Raw genomic sequence first — 18,729 nt, 5'->3', positions numbered from 1 at the left:
GCGTTATTTTATGGTTGTAATCGCTTATAAAAATTTAAGAACATTCTGCTCAAGTTTGTGCTTAATGCTATCATAAAGCATAAATCTATGAATTAAATTATGGAGTGACTCAATGAGCGAAAATGTTGGTTTTGCAGGTCAAATCGGCCCAGAACATGTAGCGCAAGTGGTTGAAAAAGGCTTTAAATCGATTATCAATAACCGCCCTGACATGGAAGGTGGTCCTGAGCAACCAACCAGTGCTCAAATTGAAGAAGCAGCTCGTAGCGCTGGTTTAGATTATGTTCATCAACCTGTCGTTGCCGGTCAAATTTCTGAGCTAGATGTCCGTAACTTTGCTAATCATTTTAATGAATTGCCAAAGCCAGTTCTCATGTTCTGCCGTACAGGTAACCGTTCAAATAATCTATATCAACTAGCAAAACAGATGGATCTTTTGGATGACTAAGGCTTTCATTCAAAAAGCTTTATTGATCGCAACGTGCATTTTTTCAGCACCTACATTTGCAGACAATAACAGTCAGCCCTTAAATGCAAATTTAAGTGTCTCTGGACAAATGACCACAGATAAGTTTTCAAGTTTACTCAAACAACTTAAATTTAAATCTGTAATTGTGAATCGACCAGATAATGAGGCGGGCAATGAAGTGACTGTTTTACAGTTACGAGGCATTGCGGAAAAGTCTCATGTGAGTGTTGTGTATCAACCTGTGCAAAGCGGTAAAATTTCTCAAACAGACGTGAAAGAATTTGCCAAATATTATAATGAGCTTCCTAAACCCATTTTGATGATTTGTCGTAGTGGCTCTCGTTCGACATCTCTTTTCAATCAAGCTAAGGCTCAAGGTTTGCTCAATGACTAAATTCGTGTTTGTAGTTTTATTTACAACGTTGTTGCTAACAGGGTGTAATTCTATGAATGTACGTCCAACCGTTGGTGTAAGTGTCGGGACTGCACTATAAAATGACGAATATAAAGATGGCGCTATTTGCGCCATTTTTTATGTGTGGTATCTTTACGCAATATAACTTTTTCTATACATAAATAACTATTTTGGGGTACTTCATGAAATTCGTTCAAGGGACACTTGTACTTACTTTAGCAACGATACTTACTGCTTGTGGTGGTGGCGGTAGTGATGGATATTTTAATAACGAAGGAACAGATTCTTCTAATCAAAACAATAACAATGGTGGTACAACAACCCCAGCTGAAACAGCAAAAGCACAGTTAGAAATTTTAAAACGTGAAGGGCAATATTTATTCGGTAATTATGATCCTAACGATGCATCAACAGCAAAAGGCTATATTGATCATTCAATGGATACATTTGCACAAGGCCCATTACAATTAAGTTTAGATATTAGAAAAATAAACTTAAACTCATATAAAAATACTTATCACTACAGAGATAAATGTTTCTATTTAAGTAAAACTGACTATAGAGCATGTTATGTTTTTATTGGCGAAGATATTAAAAATATCTTACCGGGTTATGACAACTGGGATTTCGATATTACAGCTAATGATCTAAAAAACATCAAATTACAACATGATGAAGTGACACCAAACTTAGAAGAATATGAATCCAATACTCGCATTTACGTATTTGAAAATGAAAATGGAGATAAAAATTTCCATGATGTAACAATTACTGGTGCATTTGCTTATCCATTTCAACAGTCTTGGGGAATACAACAAACTCAACAAAAAAGGTTTGTTTTAATAAATGGCAATACAAGCGACTATAAAATTACAACAACAGCAATAGTTACGGATCCAGAAACTGGTGATGATATTGAACGTGAAGTAACAACAGGTGCTATCAGTATTTACAAAGATCTCTCTTCTCTCGATGGAGATTTATACAATATTCAATCTGGATCAGGATTTAATGTATTAATTAACGATAACCCAAATATTCCTTTTGCAGAACCAATTTCATTCGTATTAAACTCAACACCAGGTACCACAAGTTCAGCAAGTTATCGTGTGAAAGCTTCAGGTGAACAAGAACTAATTTTACCTAGCATCACAACAATCGATGGGACTCGAGTTGAGAATGAAGCCTCTAGTTTAAATAGCCAGACATTTACTGGAAGCATTAAATTAACAGGGACGAATATTTTGAAATTTAAACAAGCTACAAGTGGTAGTCTTAGTTTTGAACATGCTATTAATGGAATAACATTCAAAGGTTCATCTACTAATAATGCAGGAACTGTAAGTACAAGTTTAACATTACCTTCTGGTATTAAATTTTAAGTGTAAAAAAATGCAATTAAACCCTCTATACTGAGGGTTTTTTTATATATTAGATCTAAACTCATGAAATGAAGCATATCCAAATGTACGACATCATCATTATCGGTTCAGGAACAGCAGGCATTTCAGCCTATAAAGAAGCAATTAAAAAAACACAAAATCTTCTTATCATTAATGATGGGCCTTGGGATACTACCTGTGCACGCGTTGGTTGTATGCCAAGTAAAATACTTATCTCTACTGCCAACCGTATGTACGAAATAAGACATGCAGATAATTTAGGACTAGATGTCAAAAGTGAAATTGATACCTCTAGCGTCATGCAACATGTTCAAACCTTACGTGATCGTTTTACAAGAGCCACGTTAAAAGATGTTGAAAGTTGGCCAAGCCAACATAAAATTTCAGGTAAAGCTAAATTTATTGATTCAAATACCATTCAAGTAAACAACCAAACATTTAAAGCCAAGTCATTTATCCTTGCTGTAGGTACAACTCCTGCTATAGATGCTGAACAAAAACAAATATTAGGCGATAAATTAATTACATCAGATCAGATATTTGAATTAGAACAACTCCCTAAATCAGTCGCAGTTATTGGAAGTGGTGTCATCGCTTTGGAATTAGCGCAGGCTTTAACACGCCTCAATGTAAACACAACCGTTTTTGCACGTAGTCGAAAAATTGGCTCACTGAGTAGCCCTATATTGCAAAAGCTCGCACAGGAAGAATTAAGTAAAGAGTTAAAGCTAAAGTTTGAAATTTTACCTGAACATTATGCTATTGAAAGCGATCTAGTTCATTTAACCTATACTGAAGAAAACGTACAAAAGTCGCTACAAGTTGACTATGTCTTAGCTGCAACTGGCAGACGTACATTATTAAATACATTAGGTTTAGAACGTGTAAGTACGGAATTTAAAGATATTAAAAATTTGCCAATTAACCCACATACAAAGCAACTTGCAGATTATCCTATTTTTATTGTCGGCGATGCACATACCAGTACCCCTATCCAACATGAAGCAGCTCATGAAGGTAAGTTTGCAGTACAAAACTGTTTAAACTTTCCACAAACTAAATCCATCAAGACGCTAACTCCTTTAGGCATCTTATTTTCTACACCACAAATGGCAACCATTGGGCAAAGCTATAAGCATCTACAAGATAAAAACACAGAATTCGTCATTGGTTACGTTTCTTATGAAAAACAAGGTCGTGCGATTGTTGCTGCTAAAAATAAAGGGGCTGCCGAAGTATATGTGGATACAATTAGCCATAAACTATTAGGAGCTGAGCTATTCTGTGCAGAAGCTGAACATCTAGCACATTTGCTAGCTTGGATGATTTCAGAAGAACTAAGCATACATGAAATTTTGGATAAGCCTTTCTATCATCCAACGTTAGAAGAAGGGTTAAGAACAGCATTAAAGCATGCACGACGTCAGTTAATATAATTTTATCTTTTAGGTATGTTAATAGCGTTGGATATCCAGCGCTTAATTTTCGTGCTCCCTTTTTCTTTCCCTTTTTCCCGACATAAAAAAACACCCCCTGAGATATCAGGGGGTGTTTTCGAATAATGAGCTGGCGATGACTTACTCTCACATGGGTAACCCCACACTACCATTAGCGCTAAGAGGTTTCACTTCTGAGTTCGGGAAGGGATCAGGTGGTTCACTCTTGCTATTGTCGCCAGCACAACTGTTTATGGATACTCGCTTAGTCTAATCTCAGAGCAGTGCTCTTCGTGCTAAGTTTTCTACCAAATGAGTTATTAACAGATCATATCTGAGTTGCAGTATTTTGTTCTTAAGCGTTAACTAAATCAAGTTATTTTGCTTAATATCGAATCAATTGATGCTTTACATACAACTGTTTGGGTGTTGTATAGTCAAGCCTCACGAGCAATTAGTATTGGTCAGCTTCATGCGTCACCGCACTTCCACATCCAACCTATCAACGTCGTAGTCTTCAACGGCTCTTTAGTGGACATAAAGTCCAAGGGAAATCTTATCTTGAGGTAGGCTTCCCGCTTAGATGCTTTCAGCGGTTATCCCTTCCGAACATAGCTACCCGGCGATGCGACTGGCGTCACAACCGGTACACCAGAGGTTCGTCCACTCTGGTCCTCTCGTACTAGGAGCAGATCCTCTCAAATTTCCAGCGCCCACGGTAGATAGGGACCGAACTGTCTCACGACGTTCTAAACCCAGCTCGCGTACCTCTTTAAATGGCGAACAGCCATACCCTTGGGACCTGCTTCAGCCCCAGGATGAGATGAGCCGACATCGAGGTGCCAAACACCGCCGTCGATATGAACTCTTGGGCGGTATCAGCCTGTTATCCCCAGAGTACCTTTTATCCGTTGAGCGATGGCCCTTCCATACAGAACCACCGGATCACTAAGACCTACTTTCGTACCTGCTCGACTTGTGGGTCTCGCAGTTAAGCGCGCTTTTGCCTTTATACTCTACGCGTGATTTCCGACCACGCTGAGCGCACCTTCGTACTCCTCCGTTACTCTTTAGGAGGAGACCGCCCCAGTCAAACTACCCACCAGACATGGTCCTCGCTCCAGATAATGGAGCAGAGTTAGAACCTCAATATTACCAGGGTGGTATTTCAAGATTGGCTCCACCGAAACTAGCGTCTCGGTTTCAAAGCCTCCCACCTATCCTACACAAGTAAGATCAAAGTTCAATGTCAAGCTGCAGTAAAGGTTCACGGGGTCTTTCCGTCTAGCCGCGGGTACACCGCATCTTCACGGCGATTTCGATTTCACTGAGCCTCTGCTGGAGACAGCGCCCCCATCATTATGCCATTCGTGCAGGTCGGAACTTACCCGACAAGGAATTTCGCTACCTTAGGACCGTTATAGTTACGGCCGCCGTTTACTGGGGCTTCGATCAAGAGCTTCGCTTACGCTAACCCCATCAATTAACCTTCCAGCACCGGGCAGGCATCACACCCTATACGTCCACTTTCGTGTTTGCAGAGTGCTATGTTTTTAATAAACAGTTGCAGGGGCCTGGTTTCTGTGGCTGCTCTCAGCTCAGGAAGCAAGTTCCATCACCAAAAGCAGCGTACCTTCTCCCGAAGTTACGGTACCATTTTGCCTAGTTCCTTCAGCAGAGTTCTCTCAAGCGCTTTGGTCTACTCGACCTGACCACCTGTGTCGGTTTCGGGTACGATTCCAGTGTAACTGAAGCTTAGAGACTTTTCCTGGAAGTATGGTATCAGCCACTTCACTGTACAAGTACAGCTTGCTGTCAGATCTCAGCATAGAGTACCCCGGATTTGCCTAAGATACATGCCTACTTCCTTTCACCTGGACAACCAACGCCAGGCTGACTTAACCTTCTCCGTCCTCTCATCGCATTACACTGAAGTATTGGAATATTAACCAATTTCCCATCGACTACGCCTCTCGGCCTCGCCTTAGGGGTCGACTCACCCAGCCCCGATTAACGTTGGACTGGAACCCTTGGTCTTTCAGCGAACGGGTTTTTCACCCGTTTTGTCGTTACTCACGTCAGCATTCGCACTTCTGATACCTCCAGCAGACTTCTCAATCCACCTTCATCGGCTTACAGAACGCTCCCCTACCACTTACACTAATGTGTAAATCCGCAGCTTCGGCATATAGTTTTAGCCCCGTTACATCTTCCGCGCAGGCCGACTCGACTAGTGAGCTATTACGCTTTCTTTAAAGGGTGGCTGCTTCTAAGCCAACCTCCTAGCTGTCTATGCCTTCCCACATCGTTTCCCACTTAACTATAATTTTGGGGCCTTAGCTGGCGGTCTGGATTGTTTTCCTCTTGACTACGGACGTTAGCACCCGCAGTCTGTCTCCCGGATAGTACTCATTGGTATTCGGAGTTTGCATCGGTTTGGTAAGTCGGGATGACCCCCTAGCCGAAACAGTGCTCTACCCCCAATGGTATTCGTCCGAGGCGCTACCTAAATAGCTTTCGGGGAGAACCAGCTATCACCGAGTTTGATTAGCCTTTCACCCCTATCCACAAGTCATCCCCTGGCTTTTCAACGACAGTGGGTTCGGTCCTCCAGTTAGTGTTACCCAACCTTCAACCTGCTCATGGATAGATCACCCGGTTTCGGGTCTACACCCAGCAACTAAACGCCCTATTAAGACTCGATTTCTCTACGGCTCCCCTAATCGGTTAACCTTGCTACTGAATGTAAGTCGCTGACCCATTATACAAAAGGTACGCAGTCACCAAACAAGTTGGCTCCCACTGCTTGTATGCATGCGGTTTCAGGATCTATTTCACTCCCCTCACAGGGGTTCTTTTCGCCTTTCCCTCACGGTACTGGTTCACTATCGGTCAGTCAGGAGTATTTAGCCTTGGAGGATGGTCCCCCCATATTCAGACAAGGTTTCACGTGCCTCGCCCTACTCGACATCATTATCTAAGCCCTTTCGTGTACAGGACTATCACCTACTATGGTCGCACTTCCCAGAGCGTTCCACTAAAGCTTAGATAACTTAATGGGCTTTTCCCCGTTCGCTCGCCGCTACTGAGGGAATCTCAATTGATTTCTTTTCCTAAGGGTACTGAGATGTTTCACTTCCCCTCGTTCGCCTCATAAACCTATGTATTCAGTTTATGATACCCGCCTTATAGCGGGTGGGTTTCCCCATTCAGAAATCTCCGGATCACAGGATATTTGCCGCCTCCCCGGAGCTTATCGCAGGCTATTACGTCTTTCATCGCCTCTGACTGCCAAGGCATCCACCACATGCACTTAATTACTTGACTATACAACCCCAAACAGTCGTTTGATCCTACAAGTAGATCAACCAACATTACAGTTTAGAGCTTCGTGAATTTAATCACTGTACAGCTTCAATTAGATTCATATACCAAAACGCTTGATTCAGTTAATTTCGCTAGTAACTCATTTCATTCAACTTTCACAATTGCTTGTTAAGTTAAATCAAACGAGTATGAACAAATTATTTCAACTCAAATATATTCTGTTAATGATTTTTCCAGCCTTCGTCAGGTCAGGAAACTGTGATAAATCACAGAGCTTAATAACAATGCAGCGAATCATACGCCACTTTGTTGCTAAGCTCTATAACCTAAGCACTTGATCGCTTAAGGACTAAGCTAACAATCGCTTGATTGTTTATTTTAGCTTCGTTCTTTATACATTCCGAAGGAATGTATGGTGGAGACTAGGAGAGTCGAACTCCTGACCTCCTGCGTGCAAAGCAGGCGCTCTACCAACTAAGCTAAGTCCCCAGCTTATCAATAAGTCAATGTTTCTGATTCTCTGTTTGCTTCCGTATTTTATTCAAATACTTCGTTAGTCAGAATGGTGGGTCTGACAAGACTTGAACTTGTGACCCCACGCTTATCAAGCGTGTGCTCTAACCAACTGAGCTACAGACCCTCAGATACATCGTCATGAAGAACAACTTGTTGTGGATTCTTACCAATCGTCAATCTTTCGTTAAGGAGGTGATCCAGCCGCAGGTTCCCCTACGGCTACCTTGTTACGACTTCACCCCAGTCATCGGCCACACCGTGGTAAGCGTCCTCCTTACGGTTAGACTACCTACTTCTGGTGCAACAAACTCCCATGGTGTGACGGGCGGTGTGTACAAGGCCCGGGAACGTATTCACCGCGGCATTCTGATCCGCGATTACTAGCGATTCCGACTTCATGGAGTCGAGTTGCAGACTCCAATCCGGACTACGATCGGCTTTTTGAGATTAGCATCTCCTCGCGGAGTAGCAACCCTTTGTACCGACCATTGTAGCACGTGTGTAGCCCTGGTCGTAAGGGCCATGATGACTTGACGTCGTCCCCGCCTTCCTCCAGTTTGTCACTGGCAGTATCCTTAAAGTTCCCGGCTTAACCCGATGGCAAATAAGGAAAAGGGTTGCGCTCGTTGCGGGACTTAACCCAACATCTCACGACACGAGCTGACGACAGCCATGCAGCACCTGTATGTAAGTTCCCGAAGGCACCAATCCATCTCTGGAAAGTTCTTACTATGTCAAGACCAGGTAAGGTTCTTCGCGTTGCATCGAATTAAACCACATGCTCCACCGCTTGTGCGGGCCCCCGTCAATTCATTTGAGTTTTAGTCTTGCGACCGTACTCCCCAGGCGGTCTACTTATCGCGTTAGCTGCGCCACTAAAGCCTCAAAGGCCCCAACGGCTAGTAGACATCGTTTACGGCATGGACTACCAGGGTATCTAATCCTGTTTGCTCCCCATGCTTTCGTGCCTCAGCGTCAGTATTAGGCCAGATGGCTGCCTTCGCCATCGGTATTCCTCCAGATCTCTACGCATTTCACCGCTACACCTGGAATTCTACCATCCTCTCCCATACTCTAGCTTCCCAGTATCGAATGCAATTCCCAAGTTAAGCTCGGGGATTTCACATCCGACTTAAAAAGCCGCCTACGCACGCTTTACGCCCAGTAAATCCGATTAACGCTCGCACCCTCTGTATTACCGCGGCTGCTGGCACAGAGTTAGCCGGTGCTTATTCTGCGAGTAACGTCCACTATCTCTAGGTATTAACCAAAGTAGCCTCCTCCTCGCTTAAAGTGCTTTACAACCAAAAGGCCTTCTTCACACACGCGGCATGGCTGGATCAGGGTTCCCCCCATTGTCCAATATTCCCCACTGCTGCCTCCCGTAGGAGTCTGGGCCGTGTCTCAGTCCCAGTGTGGCGGATCATCCTCTCAGACCCGCTACAGATCGTCGCCTTGGTAGGCCTTTACCCCACCAACTAGCTAATCCGACTTAGGCTCATCTATTAGCGCAAGGTCCGAAGATCCCCTGCTTTCTCCCGTAGGACGTATGCGGTATTAGCATCCCTTTCGAAATGTTGTCCCCCACTAATAGGCAGATTCCTAAGCATTACTCACCCGTCCGCCGCTAGAAATCGGTAGCAAGCTACCTATTCCCGCTCGACTTGCATGTGTTAAGCCTGCCGCCAGCGTTCAATCTGAGCCATGATCAAACTCTTCAGTTTAAAATCAATAGTACATATAGTGTACCAATCTTGGCTCATCAATTACTGACAAAAATTTGCTCAAATAAACTTCGAGTAATTTCTACCATCAATCAATGAAAATAATTTCGATCGATCAATCAGTAAAAATCCACACAAGTTGTTCTTCATAATCTCTTAATGATCTTCTTGTTGGTTCGTCACCAGCAAGCTAGGTCGGCTATGTTACTCTTTATTTCTAAAGAGTCAACCGGTAATTCAAATTATTTTTAAACTTATCAAATAAAACCTAACTTAATTCAACCAAGTCATTGTTTTATCAGAAGTTTTAATCTTCATCACCGCCGATGGATGTGCATTCTACAGCATTTCTGATCCAACGCAACACCCTTTTCCATTTATTTTTAATTTTTCATTACGTTTGTTTATTTATTCTACTAAATTGAGTTTTTTTACTATTTTTTGAGCATAATAGGGACAATATTTCCATATTTATCCGTTAATTTATCTTTTTCATTCTTTTCTTGCCATTTTAAAGCTCGACAATCAACATATTCACAGTAACCACCTTCCCCACACTCGATTTCGTCGTTGATTTTGATTTGATAGTTAAAGCTTCCTGCATAGCCCGCCCCTAGTCCAAATTTAAAATCTCCACGACTCTGCGCTTGTACATGTATTTTCATTTTGTCATTTTGGTAAATCCATTCAAATTCACGTGGCAAATACATTTTTTGCAAATTGGGGGTTTTAACCACAGGATAAACGCGCATGACTTTAAAGAACACGCCTTGGTCTGCCATGAACACTTGCTTCTGATTTAAATCTCTTAGATATAAACGTGAGCTCAAAATATTGTTATAACGGTCTCGCGTTTGCATAAAGATAATTTGACGTTGTCGACTAAGGTTAATCACCTGATGGGTATAAAACGCTAAAGGTAAATATGGGAACTTGCGTATTTGTGCATAAGACAAAACCGCCAGCTGATTTACATCATACATCTGGCCCTGAAATTTGATTTGACCTTCACATTGGCACATCACCGACCAATATTCAGCTAGACCTAATCTTAATTTTATTAAACAAGAAGAAATACCGGTAGTTTGCACGGACAAATCTAAACTGAGTTCAGTATCTTCTCGATGGATTTGAAATACCGCTCCATCCCAACCAATCTGCTCTTTATCTCTAAATTTAAAGACGGTATCACTCAGACCACAGTCGTCTTTGATGGAATATGATTGTAATTGCCCAACCATATGACCGCTCACACTGGTCAATACTGTGGCTGTATTGAGTTCGTCTTGTTGAATGGACGCAGGATTTTGAAAAGCGGGAATCTGAGGCTGCCCAAGCCAACTCATAAAGTTAAGATAACGTAAGGGCGCAGGAAGATTCGGTAGACAAAGTCCATAATGGACTGAAGGATAAGACGTATTCGGCGCATGTAGATTTATTTTTTTATGTTGTAAATCTGGAGCTTGATTCAATCGTCTTGATTGATCCAAGAAATCTTGAAATATCTGCATATCAAGCTCCTTTTCATTTTTATTTCATGTTTTAACTCATGCTTCAGCCTTTTTTGCCATTAAGGTTGTGACAAAGCCAGACAATGCATAAATTACTGAAATAATTAAAATACCCATTGGAATATTATACGTTACAGCAGCTAAAATGAAGACTATGATTGGCAACACCGCAAATGGAACACGGCGACGATCCACAGTTTTAAATGAATAGTATTTTACATTTGAGATCATCAATAGACCCACTGCAATAATCACTACCACATTAAAAATCTGAATACCTGTTTCGCGTAAGTCGAAGACCGCAGGGATATCCATACCTACCCATACCAATGAAATAATCATAACGGCTGCGAGTGGACTTGCAACACCAATAAAATAACGTTTATCGACAACCCCAATTTGTACGTTAAAACGTGCCAAACGGAAGGCTGCACATGCGGTGTAAACAAAACATGCTGCCAGGCCAATACGGCCTAAGTCATTTAGACTCCAGCTATACATTAAAATGGCAGGTGCAACACCAAATGCTAGCAAGTCTGATAAGGAGTCAAACTGTTCACCAAAAGGACTTTGTGCGCCGATAGCACGTGCGACACGTCCATCCAAACCATCAAATAATGCTGCAAGGAAAATGGCATAAATGGCTTGTTGAAACTCACCATTCATACTGGCAATTATTGAATAAAAGCCGGATAACAACGCTGCAGTTGTAATCAAGTTTGGCCACAGATAGATCCCACGACGTTTCACTTTATGCCCTTCATGGGTATGCTCCTCTTCTTCAACTTCAAATGTAATGCCATCAAATGCATTTTCATCCTTTGAAGAAATTTCCCGCTCAGGTTTATTTGTATTTGTCATTGTTCGATCCTAACTGTGACCTTTCTTTTTCAAGTTTAAAATTATTCGCCAACCAACCAACGTACGGCTGCATGACCACCATTTTCATTCATACGAAGATGTGGGAACAACCATTGTAATGCTTCGTCCGCATCTTCAGAGAATTTCCAAGGTGGGTTAATCACCAATAAACCACAACCATTTAGACCGACTGGAGTGTCATCTGGCCATACACAAATTTCGCAAACCAACTGACGACGAATGCCGGTTTTGTACATTTTCTTTTCAAAACGTTCAATCATCGCGCGGTCTTTAATTGGATACCATACCGCAAAAACGCCTGTCGGCCATTTTTTATAAGCAGCCACCAACAATTCTACAAGCTGTGGAAAATCTTTACGTTCTAATTCGTAAGGCGGGTCAATCATGACCAAACCACGTTTTTCTTTTGGTGGAATTACACCCAGTAAACCTTCGTAAGCATCACGCTCATGCAAGCCTGCACGTTTATCAAAAATATTGTGGCGCAATTGTTGGAATACATCGCGCTGCATTTCAAAAATCGTGGCTTTATCAGTTTCACGCATGCCTTCAAGTGCAAACCACGGAGAACCTGGATAAGCGCCTTTACCAAAGTTTTCACGCATTTTTTCAACAACTTTTAAATATTGTTGAACACCTTCAGGCGCATTGCGTTTAATCGAATCATCGAGCTTAACTAAACGATGAATACCATTTAAAAACTCACCTGATTTCTGTGCTTCAGAGGTCGAAAGATCATATTTACCTGCACCACCATGTGTATCTACATAGCGATAAGGTTTATCTTTTGCATTCAGTCGACTTAATAACTGAAGCAGCAAAACGTGCTTCATCACGTCGGCAAAGTTGCCTGCATGGAAATGGTGACGGTAATTCATGTTTCTTTAATTCCTAATATCAACGGACATTTTAGCATGAAAAATAGTTTCATTCCGATGCTATTCTTGCTCTAGAATACGTCACCTTTTTTTCCACAACTTTATGGATCGTATATGGAAACAGCCTTTCTCCCAAAGTCTTGGCCGGTTGATCAAATCCTCGATGATTTAGATCAACACGGGTTTAGCATTATTGATGACGCTTATCCTGCTGAATATATACATGCACTTGTTGAAGAATGTATGTCAAATTTAAATAAATTTAGGGATGCAGCCGTACAAAATGGGGTCATCAGTAAAATTAGAAGTGATCATATTTTATGGATTAACGACACATTAGATGTCGCACAAGAACACGTTCAAGCCTTAGAACATTTATCAGAACAATTTAATCGCGCATTTTTTTCTAACATTCACGAAGTCGAAGCACATTTTGCTTGTTATAACGCAGGTGAGTTTTATGCACTACACAAAGATAATCCTCAAGGCAAAAATGGACGTGTCATTTCAGCAGTTTATTATCTGCATGAATATTGGCAAGCCGACTGGGGCGGTGAATTGCGCTTACAAGATAAGAATGATGTTTGGCATATTTTAGAACCTAAACCGAATCGCATTGCGTTATTCCAAAGTGACCTATTACACGAGGTACTCGAAGCAAAACATCAACGTTTATCGATTACGGCTTGGCTACGTAATGACAACTCGATGTGGTAATTCGAGATTCCTCCTTTAAATCCCTTAAACTATCCTCATATATGAGTCATTCATAGATGAGGATGTACCCGATGCGTCAAAACAGTCATAAAATTATTCAGCGTATTGGCGAAACCGATCAATTATTTCTACAAGGCAACAGCCCTGAACTTGCCCTTGAGCGTGCAGACTTACGCCTGCAATTGGTTAATTTAAGTAAGAACCATCAAGAACAAGTGTATTTTCTGCAAGAAGCCATTGTTCTACTGGAGCAAAGCCGGATTGAATTTGAAGAAATGCCGATTGAGCTATACATCAATTTGTCTGTACATTTAGCCAAAGCTTATATGATATTTTTTGAAATTACCCAAGAGCAGCGCTATGCCCTAATTACCCAGCAGATTATGAAACCGATGTCCAAAGCTGAACATGGCGACATTTACTTCTACTTGGCCTATGCCTCTGCGGTAAAACAGGAACCTGCGTTAACCCGCCACTGGTTAAATAAATACTGCAAATCTCAAGAATTCAAACTGATCACATTACTTGAGCATCCTGCATTTAATCCATATCGCCAAGAAGATTGGTTTGCAGAGTTACGCCAAAGCAAACTGCACTAAATAAAAAAACACCTCTGAGGAGGTGTTTTTTTATTTCTGGAAAAATGAAATCTATGCCGGCTGCAGCTTATATGCATCCATATGCAACTGTTGATTCAGCTCATCAATCCATATAGCCCAATCATCATCTTGTACTAAATGACTGATTAGAAAATCACGCTGCGCTTTATTCCAAAACGGCGCATCATGTAAATTTTCACTTGCAGCAAGCTGATGCGTACGCACGTATAATTCGATCGCAGCTGGACTGCTAGCTAACCCCAATTGAGAAAACAATAAAGCTAAGGATGGTTTATTTTGATTGAGCATCTCGCCCTCCTTATCAACTAATCTGTCATTTATTATTTAATTAACTTATATGATGAAGCTAAAAAAACCTAGCGTTAAAACTAGGTTTGTTGTTTCAAATTGTATTTAGATTTTGCATGATCCGGAAAGCTTATATTCTGTATGCAATTGTTCATTTAAAATATCGACCACTATGGCCCAGTCATCATCTTTTTTCCAATGACTGATAATGAAGTCACGCTGTGACTTCGTCCAAAATGGCGCTTCATGCAATGGAACATCCATGGTGATTTGATGCGTTTCGATAAATTGATCAATGCCTTCCGGACTTGCATCTAACCCCAATTGTTCAAAAAATAGTTCCAACGTCGGTTGTTGATCAAACATTGCCGTTCTCCTCAAGCCAAAAACATTTCTTCCACTTCATAGTTATCTGTTTAATTGACTTTGTCAGTTGCAACTACATCTCAACGTGTTATTTTTTGTTCAAAACTTAAGCTTGGTATTTTTCGCAGGCCATAAAAAAGCACCCCAAATGGAGTGCTTTTTTTTATAATTTAATTTAAAAAATTAAATTATTTAACCATGTCAGCAACTGCTGCACGTTCTTCTTCAAGCTCGTTTAGAGTGACGTTGATACGTTCACGGCTGAATTCGTCGATTTCAAGACCTTGAACGATTTTGTATTCGCCATTTTCACAAGTTACAGGGAAACCGAACATTACGCCTTCAGGAATACCATAAGAACCGTCAGAAGGAATACCCATAGTTACCCATTTGCCGTTTGTGCCAAGAGCCCAATCGCGCATATGGTCGATTGCAGCGTTTGCAGCAGAAGCAGCAGAAGAAAGACCACGCGCTTCGATGATCGCAGCACCACGTTTACCAACAGTTGGAAGGAATACGTCTTTATTCCAAGCAGCATCGTTGATTTTGTCTTTTAAGCTTTCGCCGTTTACATTTGCAAAACGGTAGTCAGCATACATTGTTGGAGAGTGGTTACCCCAAACTGTCATGTTTTCGATGTCAGAAACTGCAACACCCGCTTTTTGAGCAAGTTGAGTTAACGCACGGTTGTGGTCAAGACGTAACATTGCTGTGAAGTTTTTCGCTGGAAGATCTGGAGCAGATTTCATTGCGATGTAAGCGTTAGTGTTTGCAGGATTACCTACAACAAGAACTTTAACGTCACGGCTAGCAACTTCGTTAAGTGCTTGGCCTTGACCGATGAAGATTTCACCGTTTACTTTAAGAAGGTCAGCACGTTCCATACCAGGACCACGTGGACGTGAACCTACAAGAAGAGCGTAGTCAGCATCTTTGAATGCAACTTTAGGATCATCAGTACCGATCATACCTTCTAAAAGAGGGAATGCGCAGTCATCAAGTTCCATCATTACGCCTTTAAGCGCTTGTTGAGCTTTCTCAACTGGAATTTCTAATAATTGAAGGATAACTGGTTGGTCTTTACCCAACATTTCACCGCTTGCGATACGGAATAATAAGCTATAACCGATTTGACCAGCTGCGCCAGTAACGGCAACACGAACTGCTTGCTTCATGTAATTATCTCCAATTGAGGAAGGTCATAATGATTAAATAGCTGTTCTATCTAATCTTAATAATCATAAACGGCAAAGATTGTACTCCAATCTTTTGACGCTTGCATGTAAAAGAGAATGCTTTTCAACAAAAGTATGATAGGAAATATAAATAAAATGCCGAAAAAAGCTTAGAAAGAACCTTTAATTATGAAAGTTGCAGGACAATTTCCGACAATAGTCGTAGGGCAACTTTTATACTGACCATTGTTTTTATAGCAAATTTTAATCTCAGTCAGTAAGCTGCCACCACGGGTTTGAACACAGTTAAATTCAATACTTTGGGATACCAATCCGCTGTTCATACGCAACATTTTATTACGCAAGACATTGGCTTGAATGGATTGGGTTTCTTGGCTAGTCAATTCATCTGGAATTTTTAGCTTATCTGCATGATTAATAATGGTTCTGAAATACTGGCTGGCATTCATTGGGACACAGCCGCCGGTAGTGTGCCAAAGCGCCACGCGAGCATTTTCATCAGGCATAATCCGTGCAACCACTTTGGCTTGCAACGGAGAAAGTTTAGCTGAACTATTGGTGGTGCAATCACGGGTAGAAGTTTCTGGATATAGGCCCGTGATATTGAGTGAATACCCTTCCAGACATTTACGTTTTTTACTTTTTAAAGGATCATAGGCGCAAACAGCTGGCACCATTTGTACATCCATCACATAGCCATTAACCACGGGTGCTGCCGAAAGCACAGACATACCAAAGCCTGCACCAATGCCGATGAGCAGTGATGTCAGTATTCGATAAACAGGTCTAATGTTCAATTCGGCATTCATTATTTACCCATATTGCGCCTTAAAACAGGCGCATTGCTTTAATGCTTATTGCGCATTCCGTAATGGAATCATTTGCATTCGTTTTTCAATCGATTGCGGCCCCTGACCCAATAAAAGGCCGTAATGGGTTGCATTGGTCATCACATGTTTTACATAGTCTCGAGTTTCCGTTAATGGAATCGATTCCGTATATTGGTCCGCTGCAATCGCTTGATACTCAGGCTGCCAGCGTCGAGCACGATTTGGACCCGCATTGTAGCCTGCAGTCGCTAATACTGGACTATTACTCAATTGACGTTGAATCATTGATAAATAGAAAGTGCCATAACGGATATTGGTATTCATATCCGTTAATGCAGCGGGGTTATAACTCTCCCCCATCTGACGAGCCACCAATTTTGCGGTGTCTGGCATAATTTGCATTAAACCACCGGCACCGACATGTGAACGTGCGCTAGTGACAAACCGACTTTCTTGACGCATCAAGCCATAAGCCCATGCAGGGTCAATCCCTGCATTACGACTATGACTCACCACATAATTTTGATGCGGCATAGCATAACGTAAAGCATAATTGTGCTGTTTAGTGGTTCGATCTGCCGCATAAATCGCCCGATCATACCACCCCATATCGGTTGCACGTTTAGCTGCGGCAAGAATCATGCCATCATCATGCTTTAAATAGGCTTGACGCACCGCCCAGTTCCATTCACGGTTAATATAGCTGTCAGATGCATTAATATTGCGCAATGCAAAGGCACGACGGAAGTGAATATCCTGACTGAGACGCTGCGCATCTTGTGACGAAGGCTGCACATTTGACGGAATATTGTTATAAGACTGACCAATTTTGTCACGTGCTAACAAATTATGGTAATCATCGCCAACGGCAAGCTTGCGATAAATTTCTTTTGCCGCACGTTTAGATGAGGCATCTCCACGTTGTTCAGAGGCGCGTGCTAACCAATATTGCCAACGGTCTTCCTGCTTTTGCGAAACGCTCATCGCATCAATTGCACGAATGACACTTTCCCATGCGCCAAAACGAATGGCTTGTCGCGCATAAATCTCGGCTTCTTCTGCACTAAAAGGCAGTCCATAACTCAAATCAAGATAATTTAGAACTTCACGGTTGAAATTATTTTTCATTACCGTTGTACCACCGATATACCCGACACTACGGTATAGGGCTTTTTGTACATCGGCTGGTGTGCCTTCTGCTGCACGTTTCACCGAAGAAATCGCGCCATTTAAGTCGCTATCGGCCAAGCGACCCATCGCATAAATCAGGTATGCATGATCTTCAGCTGTGGCTTTGGGTGCAGACCATAAATAATTCAGTGGATTGGCTTGAATGGTGTTGAGTTGCGATAAATTAATATTCACGCCAATGGTTTGCGCAGTCGCAATCGCTTGTCCTGACTGACCCGCTCTTAACTGTCCCCACATCCGTTGATGGCGGTCATCTTGAGTCATTAAAGGACTCGACAGCATCATACGGCCCAAGCCCGTACACGAGTCAGGTTGTGAGTTTGTGGTCAACCATACATCTTTAAATTCTGCGTAAACCAGAGGGTCGCCCGACTTTGCGCGGACTTGAGCCATGGCACATGTTTCAGCACGGTCAGCATTAGTCACATATTGCAAGACAGGCTGTGCTGTAGCGAAATCAGCTTGTTTGACTTTTTCTTCAACATAATCTGCGGCTAATTTTTCTGCCATTGCCGAGTTTGGATAGCGCTGTGCAAAATTAATAATGGCACTTGCAGGTTGTGAAGCCAAATTGTTATTCAGTAACCAATATTCTGGATAATAGCCCAAAACGTCATTTTGCATGGATGATTGATATTGTTGTAATAAGCTAATATTGCCTGCATTCGCAGCACGTAAAGCATCGTTAAACTGCTCATCTGCGGCTTGGGAAAACGCAGAAATTCCGGAGAGCCCGACACTCAAAGCAAGTAATTTAGCGTAATTTTTCTGTTTAAAATTATGTTTTAACATCCACTTGCCTTCTTTCATGTCATTCTGCTCAGTTACAGCACATCGAACTTTGTTTAGGAATTAGTTTAATAATTCTAAACTCTGCATTGTGTTCTGTTATGTAACCTTATGATTAGCCAATATTAATTTTCAAACATTTTTGCTTCATAAATCAATATGGCAGAGTTG

General features: G+C 41.8%; 14 protein-coding genes, 2 tRNA genes and 3 rRNA genes. 6 read left to right on the top strand and 13 right to left on the bottom strand.

Annotated elements, in window-relative coordinates; all coding sequences use genetic code 11:
• Nucleotides 1-112 precede the first annotated feature (112 nt).
• The 4 genes from MST18_RS02505 to MST18_RS02490 all read left to right on the top strand — a co-directional run bounded on the left by MST18_RS02505 (nucleotide 113) and on the right by MST18_RS02490 (nucleotide 3,723).
• Nucleotides 113-448, top strand: coding sequence for a TIGR01244 family sulfur transferase (locus MST18_RS02505; RefSeq protein WP_078191321.1), 336 nt, complete (start codon nucleotides 113-115; stop codon nucleotides 446-448).
• The gene (locus MST18_RS02500; protein ID WP_180024585.1) at nucleotides 441-863 is read left to right on the top strand and encodes a beta-lactamase hydrolase domain-containing protein; all 423 of its coding nucleotides are present in this window, start codon (nucleotides 441-443) and stop codon (nucleotides 861-863) included. The genes MST18_RS02505 and MST18_RS02500 overlap by 8 nt, the downstream gene beginning before the upstream one ends.
• A 203-nt stretch (nucleotides 864-1,066) precedes the next feature.
• Nucleotides 1,067-2,266: a hypothetical protein gene (locus MST18_RS02495; protein ID WP_180128658.1), complete on the top strand. Its 1,200-nt coding sequence runs from the start codon at nucleotides 1,067-1,069 to the stop codon at nucleotides 2,264-2,266.
• Nucleotides 2,267-2,349: 83 nt separating this feature from the next.
• Nucleotides 2,350-3,723 carry a dihydrolipoyl dehydrogenase gene (locus MST18_RS02490; protein WP_180133607.1) on the top strand — a complete coding sequence of 458 codons (1,374 nt, stop codon included), beginning with the start codon at nucleotides 2,350-2,352 and terminating at the stop codon, nucleotides 3,721-3,723.
• Nucleotides 3,724-3,851: 128 nt separating this feature from the next.
• On the opposite strand, the gene rrf is transcribed toward MST18_RS02490, so the two are convergent.
• From rrf to MST18_RS02450, 8 genes are all read right to left on the bottom strand, one after another.
• Nucleotides 3,852-3,966, bottom strand: a 5S ribosomal RNA gene (gene rrf, locus MST18_RS02485).
• A gap of 190 nt (nucleotides 3,967-4,156) precedes the next feature.
• Nucleotides 4,157-7,050 (bottom strand): 23S ribosomal RNA (locus tag MST18_RS02480).
• A gap of 413 nt (nucleotides 7,051-7,463) precedes the next feature.
• A tRNA-Ala gene (locus MST18_RS02475) sits at nucleotides 7,464-7,539 on the bottom strand.
• Between the two features lie 74 nt (nucleotides 7,540-7,613).
• Nucleotides 7,614-7,690 (bottom strand) — tRNA-Ile (locus MST18_RS02470).
• Between the two features lie 61 nt (nucleotides 7,691-7,751).
• Nucleotides 7,752-9,290 (bottom strand): 16S ribosomal RNA (locus MST18_RS02465).
• The 16S, 23S and 5S rRNA genes sit together here with 2 tRNA genes alongside, the layout of an rRNA operon.
• A 434-nt stretch (nucleotides 9,291-9,724) precedes the next feature.
• Nucleotides 9,725-10,801, bottom strand: a complete 1,077-nt coding sequence (locus tag MST18_RS02460) for a DUF6670 family protein (protein WP_180133491.1) — start codon at nucleotides 10,799-10,801, stop codon at nucleotides 9,725-9,727.
• Nucleotides 10,802-10,837: 36 nt separating this feature from the next.
• Entirely contained in the window at nucleotides 10,838-11,662 is an 825-nt protein-coding gene (gene pssA, locus MST18_RS02455) for a CDP-diacylglycerol--serine O-phosphatidyltransferase (protein WP_180133490.1), read from the bottom strand.
• Between the two features lie 41 nt (nucleotides 11,663-11,703).
• Nucleotides 11,704-12,561, bottom strand: a complete 858-nt coding sequence (locus MST18_RS02450; RefSeq protein ID WP_078189232.1) for a 23S rRNA (adenine(2030)-N(6))-methyltransferase RlmJ — start codon at nucleotides 12,559-12,561, stop codon at nucleotides 11,704-11,706.
• Nucleotides 12,562-12,675: 114 nt separating this feature from the next.
• Between MST18_RS02450 and MST18_RS02445 the strand changes: the two genes are divergently transcribed.
• A complete protein-coding gene (locus tag MST18_RS02445; protein WP_111885952.1) occupies nucleotides 12,676-13,278 on the top strand; it encodes a 2OG-Fe(II) oxygenase in 603 nt (200 codons plus the stop codon).
• 71 nt (nucleotides 13,279-13,349) lie between these two features.
• Nucleotides 13,350-13,877, top strand: coding sequence for a hypothetical protein (locus MST18_RS02440; protein ID WP_180133489.1), 528 nt, complete (start codon nucleotides 13,350-13,352; stop codon nucleotides 13,875-13,877).
• Nucleotides 13,878-13,928: 51 nt separating this feature from the next.
• On the opposite strand, the gene MST18_RS02435 is transcribed toward MST18_RS02440, so the two are convergent.
• The 5 genes from MST18_RS02435 to MST18_RS02415 form a co-directional block, all read right to left on the bottom strand.
• Complete coding sequence (locus tag MST18_RS02435; protein ID WP_078189234.1) at nucleotides 13,929-14,186, bottom strand: DUF2789 family protein; 258 nt, start codon at nucleotides 14,184-14,186, stop codon at nucleotides 13,929-13,931.
• Between the two features lie 105 nt (nucleotides 14,187-14,291).
• Nucleotides 14,292-14,552: a DUF2789 domain-containing protein gene (locus MST18_RS02430; protein WP_180126787.1), complete on the bottom strand. Its 261-nt coding sequence runs from the start codon at nucleotides 14,550-14,552 to the stop codon at nucleotides 14,292-14,294.
• A 188-nt stretch (nucleotides 14,553-14,740) separates the two neighbouring features.
• Complete coding sequence (locus MST18_RS02425; protein ID WP_078192426.1) at nucleotides 14,741-15,727, bottom strand: malate dehydrogenase; 987 nt, start codon at nucleotides 15,725-15,727, stop codon at nucleotides 14,741-14,743.
• 170 nt (nucleotides 15,728-15,897) lie between these two features.
• Nucleotides 15,898-16,479 carry a ribonuclease I gene (locus MST18_RS02420; RefSeq protein ID WP_257227529.1) on the bottom strand — a complete coding sequence of 194 codons (582 nt, stop codon included), beginning with the start codon at nucleotides 16,477-16,479 and terminating at the stop codon, nucleotides 15,898-15,900.
• A gap of 123 nt (nucleotides 16,480-16,602) precedes the next feature.
• The gene (locus MST18_RS02415) at nucleotides 16,603-18,579 is read right to left on the bottom strand and encodes a lytic transglycosylase domain-containing protein (protein ID WP_180106956.1); all 1,977 of its coding nucleotides are present in this window, start codon (nucleotides 18,577-18,579) and stop codon (nucleotides 16,603-16,605) included.
• Between the last annotated feature and the right edge of the window lie 150 nt (nucleotides 18,580-18,729).

Source organism: Acinetobacter sp. YH12068_T (genome assembly GCF_024606005.1).
Taxonomy (GTDB): domain Bacteria; phylum Pseudomonadota; class Gammaproteobacteria; order Pseudomonadales; family Moraxellaceae; genus Acinetobacter; species Acinetobacter amyesii.
The sequence above is the reverse complement of the archived record's forward strand: the minus strand, read 5'-3'. Positions and strand labels throughout refer to the sequence as shown.

What these genes read in the sequence shown, in the direction of transcription:
- MST18_RS02505 (WP_078191321.1), top strand. Translation starts at nt 113, where the DNA reads ATGAGCGAAAATGTTGGTTTTGCAGGTCAAATCGGCCCAGAACATGTA.
- MST18_RS02500 (WP_180024585.1), top strand. Translation starts at nt 441, where the DNA reads ATGACTAAGGCTTTCATTCAAAAAGCTTTATTGATCGCAACGTGCATT.
- MST18_RS02495 (WP_180128658.1), top strand. Translation starts at nt 1,067, where the DNA reads ATGAAATTCGTTCAAGGGACACTTGTACTTACTTTAGCAACGATACTT.
- MST18_RS02490 (WP_180133607.1), top strand. Translation starts at nt 2,350, where the DNA reads ATGTACGACATCATCATTATCGGTTCAGGAACAGCAGGCATTTCAGCC.
- MST18_RS02460 (WP_180133491.1), bottom strand. Translation starts at nt 10,801, where the DNA reads ATGCAGATATTTCAAGATTTCTTGGATCAATCAAGACGATTGAATCAA.
- pssA (WP_180133490.1), bottom strand. Translation starts at nt 11,662, where the DNA reads ATGACAAATACAAATAAACCTGAGCGGGAAATTTCTTCAAAGGATGAA.
- MST18_RS02450 (WP_078189232.1), bottom strand. Translation starts at nt 12,561, where the DNA reads ATGAATTACCGTCACCATTTCCATGCAGGCAACTTTGCCGACGTGATG.
- MST18_RS02445 (WP_111885952.1), top strand. Translation starts at nt 12,676, where the DNA reads ATGGAAACAGCCTTTCTCCCAAAGTCTTGGCCGGTTGATCAAATCCTC.
- MST18_RS02440 (WP_180133489.1), top strand. Translation starts at nt 13,350, where the DNA reads ATGCGTCAAAACAGTCATAAAATTATTCAGCGTATTGGCGAAACCGAT.
- MST18_RS02435 (WP_078189234.1), bottom strand. Translation starts at nt 14,186, where the DNA reads ATGCTCAATCAAAATAAACCATCCTTAGCTTTATTGTTTTCTCAATTG.
- MST18_RS02430 (WP_180126787.1), bottom strand. Translation starts at nt 14,552, where the DNA reads ATGTTTGATCAACAACCGACGTTGGAACTATTTTTTGAACAATTGGGG.
- MST18_RS02425 (WP_078192426.1), bottom strand. Translation starts at nt 15,727, where the DNA reads ATGAAGCAAGCAGTTCGTGTTGCCGTTACTGGCGCAGCTGGTCAAATC.
- MST18_RS02420 (WP_257227529.1), bottom strand. Translation starts at nt 16,479, where the DNA reads ATGTCTGTGCTTTCGGCAGCACCCGTGGTTAATGGCTATGTGATGGAT.
- MST18_RS02415 (WP_180106956.1), bottom strand. Translation starts at nt 18,579, where the DNA reads ATGAAAGAAGGCAAGTGGATGTTAAAACATAATTTTAAACAGAAAAAT.